The organism is Massilia solisilvae, from assembly GCF_024753215.1.
Lineage (GTDB): Bacteria > Pseudomonadota > Gammaproteobacteria > Burkholderiales > Burkholderiaceae_D > Telluria > Telluria solisilvae.
In genome coordinates this window covers 179,596-194,028 of sequence record NZ_JANUGV010000002.1, presented here as the reverse complement: position 1 = coordinate 194,028, position 14,433 = coordinate 179,596, and the positions used below count along the sequence as shown (strand labels likewise).

9 protein-coding genes are annotated in these 14,433 nt (G+C 65.8%); 2 read left to right on the top strand and 7 right to left on the bottom strand.

What is annotated here, in order from left to right; genetic code table 11:
- Positions 1–131: 131 nt before the first annotated feature.
- The 5 genes from NX773_RS08930 to NX773_RS08910 form a co-directional block, all read right to left on the bottom strand.
- Positions 132–1,088 carry a DedA family protein/thiosulfate sulfurtransferase GlpE gene (locus tag NX773_RS08930; protein ID WP_258855999.1) on the bottom strand — a complete coding sequence of 319 codons (957 nt, stop codon included), beginning with the start codon at positions 1,086–1,088 and terminating at the stop codon, positions 132–134.
- 62 nt (positions 1,089–1,150) lie between these two features.
- Positions 1,151–1,573, bottom strand: a complete 423-nt coding sequence (locus NX773_RS08925) for a hemerythrin domain-containing protein (protein WP_258855998.1) — start codon at positions 1,571–1,573, stop codon at positions 1,151–1,153.
- Between the two features lie 215 nt (positions 1,574–1,788).
- The gene (locus tag NX773_RS08920) at positions 1,789–3,474 is read right to left on the bottom strand and encodes an ABC transporter ATP-binding protein (protein WP_258855997.1); all 1,686 of its coding nucleotides are present in this window, start codon (positions 3,472–3,474) and stop codon (positions 1,789–1,791) included.
- 8 nt (positions 3,475–3,482) lie between these two features.
- Positions 3,483–4,514, bottom strand: coding sequence for an ABC transporter permease (locus NX773_RS08915; RefSeq protein WP_258855996.1), 1,032 nt, complete (start codon positions 4,512–4,514; stop codon positions 3,483–3,485).
- Complete coding sequence (locus tag NX773_RS08910; protein WP_258855995.1) at positions 4,511–5,449, bottom strand: ABC transporter permease; 939 nt, start codon at positions 5,447–5,449, stop codon at positions 4,511–4,513. The genes NX773_RS08915 and NX773_RS08910 overlap by 4 nt, the downstream gene beginning before the upstream one ends.
- A gap of 313 nt (positions 5,450–5,762) precedes the next feature.
- On the opposite strand from NX773_RS08910, the gene NX773_RS08905 reads away from it, so the two are divergent.
- Both NX773_RS08905 and NX773_RS08900 read left to right on the top strand, forming a co-directional pair.
- On the top strand, positions 5,763–8,564 hold the full coding sequence (locus tag NX773_RS08905) for a TonB-dependent receptor domain-containing protein (RefSeq protein WP_258855994.1): 2,802 nt from the start codon (positions 5,763–5,765) through the stop codon (positions 8,562–8,564).
- Between the two features lie 391 nt (positions 8,565–8,955).
- A complete protein-coding gene (locus tag NX773_RS08900; RefSeq protein WP_258855993.1) occupies positions 8,956–11,787 on the top strand; it encodes a TonB-dependent receptor domain-containing protein in 2,832 nt (943 codons plus the stop codon).
- 166 nt (positions 11,788–11,953) lie between these two features.
- On the opposite strand, the gene NX773_RS23605 is transcribed toward NX773_RS08900, so the two are convergent.
- Together NX773_RS23605 and aroG are read right to left on the bottom strand one after the other, a co-directional pair.
- Positions 11,954–13,240, bottom strand: coding sequence for an aspartyl/asparaginyl beta-hydroxylase domain-containing protein (locus NX773_RS23605; RefSeq protein WP_258855992.1), 1,287 nt, complete (start codon positions 13,238–13,240; stop codon positions 11,954–11,956).
- A gap of 68 nt (positions 13,241–13,308) precedes the next feature.
- Positions 13,309–14,370: a 3-deoxy-7-phosphoheptulonate synthase AroG gene (aroG, locus tag NX773_RS08890; protein WP_258855991.1), complete on the bottom strand. Its 1,062-nt coding sequence runs from the start codon at positions 14,368–14,370 to the stop codon at positions 13,309–13,311.
- Positions 14,371–14,433: the final 63 nt, after the last annotated feature.

Here is a 14,433-nt window from a genome sequence, read left to right as displayed (position 1 = left end):
GGCGTGAACGCAAGTAATTTGTAGTTTAGGTACAGAAGAAGGACGACTTCTTAGACGTAATGACCCCTGCAGGGACTGCAAAAAGTAGTCAAGTTACCGTTGGAGCGGCAGTACGTGCCGGGATGACTTGCTCAGGTGCCGGGGCAGCCGCAGGGCTGGGCCGGCGCGGCCGGGAGCGCGTGGTAGGCGTTCCAGGCATCCAGGCCGCCCTGCAGCGGCCGGGCGCGGTGGAAGCCCTTGGTGAGGAATTCTTTGGCCACCTGGGCGGCGGTGACGTCGTTCGGGCAGCTGCAGTAGACGACGATGTGGCGGTCGTGGTCGAGCGTGGCCATCAGCTTGTCCGGCTCGTGGTCCAGGTACACCAGCGCGCCCGGGATCGCCGCTTCCAGCTGGCGCGCCGTGGTGCCGCGCGCGTCGATGATGACCGGGTCGTGGCCGCCGTCGATCAGCGCCCTGAGTTCCTCGATATCGATGCGCGGCACGGCCATTTCGCGCCGAACGCGGCGGCGCTCGGCGTACTTGTACAGCATGAACAGGGCCAGCAGCCCCAGCACGACTTCCAGCGCCGTGGTGCCCATCGACTCGAACACGCTCAGCACGCCATCCACGCTGTCGTGGAAAAACGCGCCAACGCCCACGCCCACCCCGCTCCACAAGGACGCGCCGGCGACCGACAGCGCCAGGAAGTGCGGCGTGGTGGTGCCCATGGCCCCGGCCAGCGGCGGCGCGACGGTGTTCAGGCCAGGGATGAACTTGGCCACCACCAGCGCGTTGGGGCCGAAACGGCTGAAGTTGTCTTCGGTCTGGCCGACGCAGGAATCGGGCGCCAGCGAGATGCGGCACAACAGGCGCAGGATGCGCTTGCCGTAGTAGCGGCCGGCACGGAACCAGAAATAATCGCTCACCAGGCAGGCCGCCACGCTGACCACCAGGCACAGCGCCCAGTTGACCTGGCCGTCCACCGCCAGCGCACCGGCCACGATCAGGACCGGCATGGCCGGGATCGGCAAACCGGCCTGCTCGAGCAGGACGATACCGAACACGATGAACAGGCCGTAGGTTTGGATGAGGTGGGCGAGCTGGGACATGGGTGGATGGTAGCGGAAAAGCGCGGCGCCCGCTGGCCGCGCGCGGCTTTTTGGCAACCTTCTCAGGCGATCGCGGTGGCCGCGTCGATCGCGGGATAGAACTCGTGGTCCTCGCGCTTGATGCGCTCGTACAGCTGGCGCAGCACCACGTTGGCGTCCTCGCGGAACGCGTCCGGCGCGCCGGCCACCTGGCGCGGCGTGTTCCAGCGCGCCGCGAACTGCAGGTAGGCGCCGGCGATGCCGTCCATCTCGCTCTGGTAGGCGCGGCTCATGCGCGCCAGCGCCGCGTCCCCGCTCGCTTCCAGCGCCGGATACAGGCTGCGGTCTTCCACCGCCAGGTGCAGCTTGATGATGCCGGAAAAGCCGACGATCGCCTCGGCAATGGCGGCCGCGTTCTCGGCCACGCCCGCGTGCGCGAGCTTGCGCAGGCGCGTGATGCTGGCAAGGATGTCCAGGTGCTGGTGTTTGAATTTTTCGATGTTCATGATGCTTCCCTTTCAAATGCTAGGGTTGCATCTTATCACTAAAGATGCATTGAGAATGCATCTTTGCAGCAGGGTTTTCCGCGCGCGGTGATTTACCTAGGGTGGGCGGGTTTCCCGCCCACGCGTCCAGCTCCGGCGGGCATGGCGATGAACCTGGCGGCGACTGAACGCGTGGGCGGACGAGCCGCCCACCCTACCGGCGAGTACGCTGGGTGTTACGCCCCACGCGGAATCGCGGCCAGCAGCTGGCGCGTGTATGGCTGCTGCGGATTGCGGTACAGCTCGTCCGAGTCGGCCATCTCGACCACGCTGCCGTGGTGCATCACCATCACCTGGTCCGAGATGTACTTGACCACCGACAGGTCGTGCGAGATGAAGATGTAGCTCATCTTGTACTCGTCCTGCAGGTCCTGCAGCAGGTTGAGCACCTGGGCCTGCACCGACACGTCCAGTGCCGACACCGACTCGTCGCACACCAGGATCTCCGGCTTCATGGTCAGGCAGCGCGCGATCGCGATGCGCTGGCGCTGCCCGCCCGAGAATTCGTGCGGGTAGCGGTGGAAGGCCTGCGCCGGCAGCCCGACGCGCGCCAGCAGGTGCTGCGCCATCGCCACACGCTCGGCGTCGCTCGCGCCGATGCGGTGGATGCGCATCGGCTCGAGCAGGATCTGCCCGACCGTAAAGCGCGGGTTGAGCGAGGCGTACGGGTTCTGGAAGATGATCTGGATACGCCGCTTGTAGGGCTGGTAGTCACGGTCGGCCATCGTCACCAGGTCGCGGCCGTCGAAGATCGCGCTGCCGCCGGTGGCGCGGTGCAGCCGCAGCAGGGTCAGGCCGACCGTGGTCTTGCCCGAACCCGATTCGCCGACCACGCCCAGCGTCTTGCCGCGCGCGAGGTTGAACGACACGTCCTTGACCGCCTTGAACTCGCGCTTGCCGAACAGGCCCTCGCGCAGCCAGAAGCTCTTGGACAGGTTCTTCACCACCAGCACGTTCTCGTCGTCGGCGCAATAGCCGCGCTCGCGCTGCGGCAGCACGATGCCGGGCGTCACGCTGCCGGACAGGTAATCGTCGATCACGGGCAGGCGCAGCGGGCGCTCGTCCAGCCTGGGCCGGCAATGCAGCAGCGCGCGCGTGTAGGCGTCCTGCGGCGCGCCGAACACCTGCGCGGCCGTGCCCTCCTCGCGCACCACGCCATGGCGCATCACGATCACCCGGTCGGCGATCTCGCCCACCAGACCCAGGTCGTGGGTGATGAACAGGACCGACATCTGGTGCTTCTTCTGCAGCCGCGCGATCAGTTCCATGATCTGCTTCTGGATCGTCACGTCCAGCGCCGTGGTCGGCTCGTCCGCGATCAGCAGCCGCGGCTCGCAGGCGATCGCCATCGCGATCATCACGCGCTGCTGCTGGCCGCCCGACATCTGGCTCGGGAACGCGTCGATCTTGTTGGCCGGGTCGGGAATGCCGACTTCCTCGAGCAGCTCGAGCGTGCGCGCGCGCGCCTGGCGTTGGCTCAATCCCATGTGCCGGCGCAGCACCTCGCCGATCTGGAAGCCCACCGTGAACACCGGGTTCAGCGACGACATCGGCTCCTGGAAGATCATCGCGATGTCCTTCCCGCACAGGCGGCGCCGCTCGGCCACCGGCAGCCCGATCACCTCGCGCTCGCCGAACAGGATCGAAGAGCGCGGGTCGATGATGGTGGTCTCCGGCGGCAGCAGCCCCATCACCGCCAGCGAGCTCACCGACTTGCCGCTGCCGGATTCACCGACCAGCGCGACGGTCGCATTGTGCGGGATGTCGAAGGAAATGCCCTTGACCGCCTCGAAGGTGTTCTTCTTGTCGGTCCTGAACGAGACCCGCAGGTCGCGCACCGACAGCAGCATGGTGGATGTCATCGCCAGCCTCACTTCAGTTTGGGGTCGAGCGCGTCGCGCAGCGCGTCGGTGAACAGCGAGAACGCCGTCACCAGCAGCGCCATCGCGCTGGCAGCCGCGGTCAGCTGCCACCATTTGCCGAGAATGAGCTCGTTCTGCGCCTCGCCCAGCATGCTGCCCCACGAGACCACGCCGACCGGCACGCCGAAGCCAAGGAAAGACAGGATCACCTCGGCCTTGATGAAGCCGACCACCAGAATCGACACCTGCACCAGCGCCACGTGCGAGACATTGGGGAAAATGTGGGCGAACATCTTGCGCCAGCTGGACGCGCCGATCGCGTCGGCCGCCATCACGTACTCGCGCGCCTTGTGCTTGATGTATTCGGCGCGGATCAGGCGGTACGGCCCGGTCCAGCCGGTCAGGCCCAGGATCAGCACGATCGTCAGCACGCCCTTCTGCTGCAGCACCGCGGCCACGGTCAGGATCATCAGGATCGACGGGATCGAGGTGAACACGCTGTAGAACCAGTTGAACAGGTCGTCCACGCGGCCGCCGTAAAAGCCCGAGACGGCGCCGAACAGCGTGCCCAGCGCCACCGCCACCAGCGCGGCCACCAGCCCGACCACGATCGAGGTCTCGCCGCCCTTGATGGTTTTCTTGATGATGTCATGGCCCCATTTGTCGGCGCCGAAGGGCAGCGTGGCGCGGCGCTCGCGCTGGGCCTTCACGCCCTGTTTGTCGAGCTGCGCGCGCAGTTCGCGCAGTTCGGGCGCGAGCGGGTCGAAGGCGTTGTCAGGCACCGGCTGCGTGGCGCGCGCACTGGCCGCGGCCAGCGCCGGGTCCGGCCCCATGAAGGTGGGCGGCGCGTAGTTCACGGCCACCTCGTCCTCCCAGTCGGCCGCCACCAGGCCGCTGGCCGACAGCGCCAGCATCAGCAAAAAGGCCGCCACCACCGCCAGCGACCCCATGGCCACCTTGTCGGCGCGCAGACGGCGCCACGCGAGCGCCCACAGGCCGGGCGAAGCCACATGATCGAGGGTCACCGGATTACCGCTCATTTCAGTTGCACCCTCGGATCGACCGCCTGGTACATCAGGTCAGCCAGCAGGTTGAACACCATGGTGGCGGCGGCCACGTACACCGTGATCGCCTTAATCACCGGGAAGTCGCTGCGCTCGACCGCGAGGATCACTTCGCGCCCCATGCCGGGAATGCCGAAGAAGCGCTCGAGCAGGAAGGCGCCGATGAGCAGCGCCGGCAGGTTGGCCATGACGTGGGTGATGATCGGGATCGCCGCGTTCCTGAGCACGTGCACCCATACCACGCGGCGCTCGGGCATGCCCTTGGCGCGCGCGGTGCGCACGTAGTCCTGGCCCACTTCGTCGAGCACGAAGCTGCGGAACAGGCGCAGCGTGGGCGCGATCGACACGGTGAGCCCGATCAGGATCGGTAGCAGGGCGTAACGCAGCAGGTTCTCGCTGAAGTGCTCGCCCCAGCCCTGCACCGGGAACAGGCCCATCTTGTAGGCCAGCAGGTACTGGAACACGATGATGTACACCAGGATCGAGATCGACATGCCGACCGTGCAGACCACCATCACCAGGCGGTCGGTGAGCGAGCCGCGCACGAAGGCGATCGTGAGCGCGGCCGCAATGCCGAACAGGGTCTCGAGAATGGTCAGCGGCACCAGCACCGTCAGCGACGGCCCCAGGCGGCTGGAAATGATGTGCGCGACCGGCTCGCCGGTGCTCCAGGCGTTGCCGAAGTCGAAGGTGAGGATCTGCTTGACGAAGATCCACAGCTGCACGTAGTACGGCTCGTCGATGCCGAGCTGCTTGCGGATGTTGGCGATCGCTTCGGCATTGGCCATCTTGCCTGCCAACAGGTAGGCCGGGTCGCCGCCGACCCAGTTGAACAGCACGAACACCAGCACCACGACGCCCGCCATGGTCGGCAGCATCTGCCAGAGCCGCCGGAGGATATAAGCAAACATGAAAACGTCCCGAGGAGGCTGGTGCGCATTGCCCTCAAGCACCAGCGGAAGGTGTAACGATAACCGATATCGGGCGGCTGTTGGCACAAAAAAAGCGCGTGCCGGACGCTCCCTTACCGCATTGGGAACGGTGCTGTAAACATATGCACCGGTATGCATGTGGTATTTCGTTGTATTTTCACATAAGCAATGTTCTCAGATTGACCCGAGACATACACAGGTGATGTCATCCCCCCGCCCGTGAATACGCCGCCGCGCCCTGGCGCTGCGGTGCATATGCGGTCACTCCCGACAACAAGTACAAGGAAGACACATGACCAAAGAAACAGTGCTGGCGCGCTCGATACGCCTGATCTTCGCCGGCAGCATGGCGCTCGGCGTGCAGGCCGCCTGGGCGCAAGACCAGGCCGCGGCCGAACAGCCGATGGCCCGCGTCGAGATCACCGGCTCGAGCATCAAGCGCATCGCGGCGGAGGCATCGCTGCCGGTGCAGACCTTCAACCAGAAAGACATCCAGCGCAGCGGCGTGACCTCGGTCACCGACTTCATCCAGCAGCTGCCGGTGATGCAGGGCTTTACCGTGGCGGCCGACTCGGTCGGCGGCAACGGCGGCGGCATCACCACCGCGTCGATCCACGACGTCGGCTCGGCCTACACCCTGGTGCTGCTCAACGGCCGCCGCATCGCGCCCGCCACCTCCGGCACCACCATCGACGTGAACTCGATCCCGCTGTCGGCCGTGGAACGCATCGAAGTGCTGACCGACGGCGCCTCGGCGCTGTATGGCGCGGACGCGATCGCCGGCGTGGTCAACTTCATCCTCAAGAAGGGCGCGGCGCCGCTGACGGTGGACGCGCGCATCACCAAGCCGCAGCACCCGGGCGCCAAGGGCAAGTCGTACAGCATCAGCAAGGGCTTCGGCGACCTGGAGACCGACGGCTACAGCCTGTACCTGTCGGCCAGCCACCAGGAAGAAGAACGCATGAAGGCCGCGCAGCGCGACTTCGCCAAGACCGGCATCATCGATTTCCGCGACCCGAAGAGCGGCCAGATGCTGGAGTTCTTCAACGGCTCGTCGCGCTCGATCCCGCCCAACGTGTCGGTGAAATACAAGAATGCCGCCGGCTCGAGCAAGACCGTCGCGATCAACCCCTACCTGAAGATCAACGGCAAATGTCCGGCCGCACACGTGGACCTGGGTGATGGCCGCTGCTACTTCGACTACACCACCTCGATCGAAATTTCGCCCGAGATCAAGCGCGACGGCGTCTATGCCAACGGCGAGATCAAGCTGGGCGACACCGGCTTCAAGGCGTTCGCCACCGCGGCCTACAACGACGCCCACGTGTACGCCACCATCGCGCCCTACCCGGCCGAGTTCACGCTGGCCCGGAGCTCGCCGCTGTTCGCCAAGTACGTGCAGCCCTACCTGACCGCGGAACAGCTGTCCGGCTTCTCCAGCGCAACCGTGGCCTACCGCCTGCAGGACCTGGGCGGCCGCGCTTACGACTACGCCAGCCAGACCACCCACGTGGTGGCCGGCATCGACGGCAGCGCCATGGGCTGGGACATCAACTCGGCGCTGACCTGGTCGAAGAACCACTCGCCGCAGAACTACCTCGGCGGTTTCCCGCTGGCCGACAAGTTCGACGCCGCGCTGGCTGCCGGCACCATCGACCCGTTCCCGTACGCGCTGGGCCAGATGCCGCCGGCGATGATCGACGCGCTCAAGAAAACCCAGTACACCGGCAACTACAACACGGTGGACATCCTGATGAAGGGCGCCGACGTGCGCGCCTCGCGCAGCCTGTTCGACCTGCCGGCCGGCAGCGCCCAGCTGGGCATCGGCGCCGACTGGCGCACCACCAGCTATGCGCAGCGCGGCAACCCGGCGGTGAGCAATGCCGAGATCCTGTTCGACGACCCGCAGCCGGCCTTCGACTTCTCGCGCAAGAACGCCGGCGCCTATGGCGAACTGCTGGTGCCGGTGCTGAAGAACCTGGAGGTGACCGGTTCGCTGCGCTACGACTCGATCAGCAAGATCACCGACGCGGTCAAGAACGCCAGCGTCGGCCATGACCAGTCGGCCACCACCTACAAGATCAGCGCCCGCTACCAGCCGAGCAAGACCTGGCTGCTGCGCGCCGCCTACGGCACCGGCTTCAAGGCCGCCAGCATGTCGCAAATCGGCCAGCCGCTGTCCGACTTCGGCGTGACCGGCGGCAGCTACGTGTGCCCGCTGAATGCCGCCAACGGCCTGGCCGGCAACCCGCTGGCGCAGTACTGCCCGGACGGCAAGGGTCAGCTTGAAGCCTTCCAGGGCGGCAACCCGGACCTGGGCCCGGAAAAGTCGAAGCAATGGACCATCGGCACGGTGTTTGAGCCGACCGCCAACTTCAGCGCCAAGTTCGACCTGTGGCAGGTGGCGATCCGCAACGCGGTCAGCAATGTCAGCGAGGGGCTGATCACCAGCAACCCGAACAAGTACCTGTCGCTGTACACCACCAAGTACAAGGCCTCGACCGGCCAGAAGACCCTGGCCATCATCTTCATGCCGATCAACATCGGCCAGCAGGAGAACCGCGGCCTGGACTACGACCTGCTGTTCAAGGCCAAGGTCGACAACGTGCGCCTGACCAACCGCCTGGCCGGCACCTGGCTGCTCAAGTCGCGCTACACGACGCCGGGCACCAGCGACCAGTGGGAAACCAGCCTGGGCCAGTTCGGCAGCAACGACGCGGTCAGCTTCCGCCACGTGCTGCACGCCTCCAGCACCGCCGAGTACGGCAACTGGACGCATACCCTGGGCGCCAACTTCCGCAGCGGCTACAAGGACAAGCACTACACCGCCGAGGACTGCTCGGTGACGGTGGGCGACGCCAACGGCGACTGCGCGGACGTGCAACTGGATGTGCCGCACTACTACACGTTCGACTGGCAAACCCAATACCGCCTGATGAAGAACCTGAGCATCACCGGCGGCATCCAGAACCTGGCGGACAAGAAACCGCCGCTGACCCTGCGTAACACCGGCTCGCACCAGCTGGGCTACGACCCGCGCTACGCCAGCGCGGTGGGCCGCACGTTCTACCTGAGCGCCCAGTACCAGTTCTGACGCGCCGCCTGTTTGGCCAAGCCCGCCGCGCCCTGCGCCCGGCGGGCTTTTTTGCGTCCCGTGCGGGGTGCGCCAGCGCGCGGGAAAAAGCTGGCAAAACAAACATGCATACATCTAAGCGCGGGATTTGTAAATAAGCTCTACTACACAATTCCCATTTGAGTTGTATTTATGCCAGAAGCTTATATGTACGATTGACTTGCATTTCGACAAATGTTGATATTGCCGGGCTGTAAATAAAAATGCCGCCCGGGTAACCCATCGCGGGCGGTCCTCATAACGAATGCCGCCGTTGGCCGCGAGCCGACCGGATGGCACTAACCGGGAACGCAAAATCATGATGGTTGAAACAGTTCTAGCACGTTCAGTTCGATTGATGTTCGCAGGAGGCATGGCCGTGGCCGCTTCGGCCGCGCTGGCGCAGGAGGCCGCACAGGCACCGATGCAGCGCATTGAAGTGACCGGCTCGCGCATCCCGACCCTGAACACCGAAGGCGCCAGCCCGATCACCACCCTCACCTCCAAGGACATCAAGATCGACGGTCCGAAGAACACCGAGGACCTGATGAACAACCTGCCGCAGGTGTTCGCTTCGCAAGGCGCGGCGATCTCGAACGGCGCCACCGGTACCGCGACCGTGGACCTGCGCGGCATGGGCGCCGGCCGTACCCTGGTGCTGGTCAACGGCAAACGCCTGCCGTCGGGCAGCGCGCTGACCACCGCAGCCGACCTGAACGAAATCCCGTCGCAGCTGATCCAGCGCGTCGAGGTGCTGACCGGCGGCGCCGGCGCCGTGTACGGCTCGGGCGCAGTGGCCGGCGTGGTCAACTTCATCATGAAGGACAGCTTCGAAGGCGTGGAATTCCAGGCCAACGTGTCCGGTTCCAACCACCAGCAGCACAGCGACGAAGTGCAGGCCGTGGTCAACAAGAAGGGCTTCCCGCTGCCGGGCAACAAGAGCTTCGACGGCAAGAAGTACGACTTCAGCCTGCTGGCTGGCAGCAACTTTGCCGACAACAAGGGTAACGCCACCTTCTTCGTGTCGCACAAGCACGCCGACGCGCTGCTGCAATCCGAGCGCGACTACTCGGCCTGCTCGCTGGGCGCATCCGACCCGGGCTTTGCCTGCTCCGGCTCGGGCACCTCGATCGCCCGCATCAACAGCTGGACCCCGGACGCCAGCGGCAACCCGCGCAAGTACGTGTCGGCCACCGACGCCTACAACTTCGGCCCGCTGAACTTCTTCCAGCGTCCGTCGGACCAGTACAACATCAACTCGACGCTGCATTACGACATCAACGAGAACGCGCGCCTGTACAGCGACTTCAACGTCCACCTGTACACCACCGACGCGCAGATCGCGCCGGGCGGCATCTTCTACGGCCAGCAAGCCACCCTGTCCTACGAAAACCCGCTGCTCAACAGCGCATGGCGCACCGCGCTGGGCCTGAACAAGCCGGGCGACACCGCGACCGTCACCGTCGGCAAGCGCAACGTCGAAGGCGGCCCGCGCAACAGCCACATCAGCGACATGTCGTTCCGTGAAGTGCTGGGCGTGAAAGGCACCATCGGCGGCGGCTGGAGCTACGACGTGTTCGGCCAGTTCGCGCGCGTGAACCACGACGACCACGCCACCGGTTACTTCTCGAGCCGCCTGATCACCAAGGCGCTGGACGTGGTGGCCGATCCGAAGACCGGCAAACCGGTGTGCCGCTCGGTGGTCGACGGCACCGACCCGTCGTGCGTCCCGTACAACCTGTACACCAAGGGCGGCATCACCAAGGAGGCGCTGGACTACCTGCAGGCGGCCGGCACCAACTCCGGCTACACCCAGCAGAGCGTGTTCGGCATCAACCTGGGCAACGACCTGGGCGCCTACGGCATCAAGCTGCCGACCGCCGAGAACGGCGTGGGCGTGTCGGTCGGTTACGAGCAGCGTGTCGAGAAGCTGGTCCTGACCCCGGACTTCGAGAACCAGACCGGCGACCTGTCCGGCTCGGGCGGCCCGACCGTCCCGGTGGCAGGTTCCTACAACGTCAAGGAAACCTACGGCGAGATCAAGGTGCCGCTGCTGGATAACGCCGCGTTCTCCAAGCACCTGGACCTGTCGGCCTCGTACCGCCGCTCGAACTACAGCACCGGCTCGAACACCAACACCTACGGCGTTGGCATCGACTGGCAGCCGGTCGAGATGGCGCGCGTGCGCGGTTCGGTGCAGCGCGCTGCGCGTGCCCCGAACATCTTCGAGCTGTACACCCCGCAATCGGTGCAGCTGGCCGGCCCGACCGACGACCCGTGCGGCGGCGAGAAGCCGAAGGCCACCCAGGCACAGTGCGCCAACACCGGCCTGCCGGCCAGCCTGTACGGCAAGGTCGCGGAAAACTCGACCAACCAGTACAACGGCCGCACCGGCGGCAACCCGAACGTGCAGCCGGAAACCGCCGACACCGTCACCCTCGGCTTCGTGCTCGACCCGATGAAGAACCTGACCATCACGGTGGACGCATTCCGCCTGAAGATCAAGGACGCGATCCAGAGCGTGAACGCGCAGTCGGTGTTCCAGCAGTGCTTGACCACTGGCAACCCGCTGTACTGCAAGATGGTGCACCGCGACTCGCTCGGCTCGCTGTGGCTGCTGCAGAGCGGCTACGTGGAAGCCGGCACGACCAACATCGGTTCGCAAGGCACCTCGGGTGTTGACCTGGGCGCCAGCTACCGCACCAAGCTGGCTGGACTGGGCGGCCTGGACTTCACCCTGAACGGCACCTACGTGAAGACCTACACCGTGGAGAACCTGCCGGGCATGGGCGAGTATGACTGCGCCGGCCTGTACGGCCCGACCTGCAACACGCCGACCCCGAAATGGCGCCACAAGTTCCGCACGACCTGGTCGAGCCCGTACAACTTCGACCTGTCGCTCACCTGGCGCTACTTCGACCGCGTGAAGAACGACATGCTGGATGCGAACCCGCTGCTGGCTGGCGAGCTCGACACCAAGCGTGACGCGTACATGGCTTCGCGCAGCTTCATCGACCTGAGCGGCACCTACCGCTTCAACAAGAAGATGGCGCTGTCGGTCGGTATCAACAACCTGCTGGACAAGGATCCGCCGATCGCATCGTCCAGCTCGGTTGGCTCGAGCTACGGCAACGGCAACACCTATCCGCAGGTGTATGACTCGTATGGCCGCTTCGTCTATGCGAACCTGACCTACCGCTTCTGATTTTCCGGGAAGGACCGCCGGCGTACCTGCCGGCGTCAGTTGATCGCCGCCAGTGGCAACGCTGGCGGCGATTTTTTATTTCTGAACGGTAGGGTGGGCGGGTCGTCCAGACGGAGCATGCCTGGCCTGAACGCGTGGGCAGGAGGACCTGCCCACCCTACGCTGGTTACAGTCCGAAGCCGCCCGTGGTCTGGGTAAAGGCCTGGATGCCGCGCGACATGGCGCTGACCATGCGGCGCTCGGCCTCGGTCAGGTGCGGGTGCCAGATGTCGAACATCAGGATCACGCGCAGCTGGTCGCTGTCGTTCCAGGCTTCGTGATCGATGGTGTCGTCGAACACCCATGCCTTGCCGGGCACCCACTCGCGCACGTCGTTGCCGACCCGGAAGCCGCAGCCCGGCGGAATGATCAGCGGCAGATGGGTCACCAGGCGCACGTTGCTCACGCCGCAGTGGGGCGGGATGCGCGTCCTCGGCTTGAGCGCCGAGAACATCGCCACCGGCGTGCGGCCCGGCTGGTCCGGTTGCGGCGCCCCCGCCAGCGCGGCCATCGTAACCGGGCAGCGCGCGGCGTTGGCCTCGTTGGGCCGGCCGGCCTCGATCAGGTGGAAGGCGCTCCAGCGCAGCGACTTGTTCAGCTCCACCCACTGGTTCAGCGGCTGGTCCTCGTTGTAGTTCAGGTAGGGCGCGAAGCCATTGTCCTCGGCCAGCACGGCCAGGAATTCCTCGCGGATGGCGTCGGTCTGCGCCTCGATCGCGTCCAGCCACGGAAAGGCGGCGCGGTCGAAAAAGGTGATCGGGGCCAGGCCATGGAAGTGGAACAGCGCCGACTGCGAATCGAAGCGGCGCTTGCGGCCGGTCATGATGTCGAGCGACTCGCGAAAGCGCGACAGATTTTCGCCCTGCAGTTCGGACTGGGCCGGGGCCAGGTAGTCGTCGAGGAAAGCGGCGTAGTCGCGCTGGTACTGCTCCTGGTAGGCCATGGCGTCCTGCACGGCCGGGCGCAGCTCGGGAGTCAGGTGTTCGAGCGGCGGGGCCACCGTGGCCACCGCGCCGTAGGCCGCCGCGGCCTCGTGGCGCCGGCCCTGGCGCTGGTACAGGTTGGCGCGCAGGATCAGCCCGACCAGGTCGGCCGGATCGACCGTCAGCGCGCCGCGGATCGCCTCTTCCTCGCCTGCCTCGTCCTGCTGGGCGAGGCAAACCACGGCCAGGTTGATCCACTGCTGCTTGTCGCGGCCGTCCACCTTGACCAGGTGCGCCAACAGCTGGCGTGCACGCCCCAGGTCGCCCGCACGAAACGCGCGCTGCCCCAGCGCCAGCAGCGCGCGCGGGTGGTCGGGCGCGACCTCGAGCAGCCGTTCCCACAACTGCGCCACGCGCCGCTCGTCGCCGCGCTGCACTGCCTTGAGCACTTCCGCTTCAAGTGCCGCCGTCTGTTGCCTGCTGTCTTGCACCGGGATCCCTTTCGTATGCGTGATACATACGATTTTGATCCCGGTAAATACTAATTAGCAAGAAGTATTTACGACTCGTCCTTCAGGCGCCGCTGGCGCACGGCGGCCGCCAGTCCTTCCAGCACCTGCACGCTGGTGTCCCAGTCGATGCAGCCGTCGGTGATCGACTGGCCGTAGGTCAGTTCCTTGCCCGGCACCAGGTCCTGGCGCCCGGCCACCAGGTGCGACTCGATCATCACGCCGACGATGCGCTCGTCGCCGCCGGCGATCTGGCGCCCGATGTCGGCGCACACCGGGACCTGGTTCTCCGGCTTCTTGCTGCTGTTGGCGTGCGAGGCGTCGATCATCAGGCGCGCGGCCAGGCCGAGCGCGGCGATCTGCTGGCAGGCTTGCTCGACGCTGGCGGCATCGTAGTTGGGCGCCTTGCCGCCGCGCAGGATGATGTGGCAGTCCTCGTTGCCCGAGGTCGACACGATCGCCGAGTGACCGCCCTTGGTCACCGACAGGAAGTGGTGCGGCTGCGAGGCGGCCTTGATCGCTTCCACCGCGATCTTGATGTTGCCATCGGTGCCGTTCTTGAAGCCCACCGGGCACGACAGGCCGGAAGCGAGCTCGCGGTGCACCTGCGACTCGGTGGTGCGGGCGCCGATGGCGCCCCAGCTGACCAGGTCGGCGATGTACTGCGGGCTGATCACGTCGAGGAACTCGGTGCCGGCCGGCAGGCCCATCTCGTTGATGTCGCGCAGCAGCTCGCGCGCCATGCGCAGGCCGTCGTTGATGCGGAAGCTGTTGTCCATGTACGGGTCGTTGATCAGGCCCTTCCAGCCGACCGTGGTGCGCGGCTTCTCGAAATACACGCGCATGACGATCTCCAGCTCGCCTGACAAGCGGCGGCGCTGCTCGGCCAGGCGGCTGGCGTAGTCGAGCGCCGCCTTCGGGTCGTGGATCGAGCACGGGCCGATCACCACCAGCAGGCGGTCGTCCTGGCCGTGCAGGATGCGATGCAGCGCCGTGCGCGCCCCCGCCGCGGTGTGCTCCGCCGCCGGGGTTACCGGAAACTCGCGTATCAAGTGCGAGGGCGGCGTCAGTTCCTTCATTTCGCGGATGCGTAAGTCGTCGGTGCGGGGCATGCTCGGTTTCTCCGTTTTGAACTCTGAAAATAAAAAAACCGCCATCGCTGGCGGTTTCTGGAA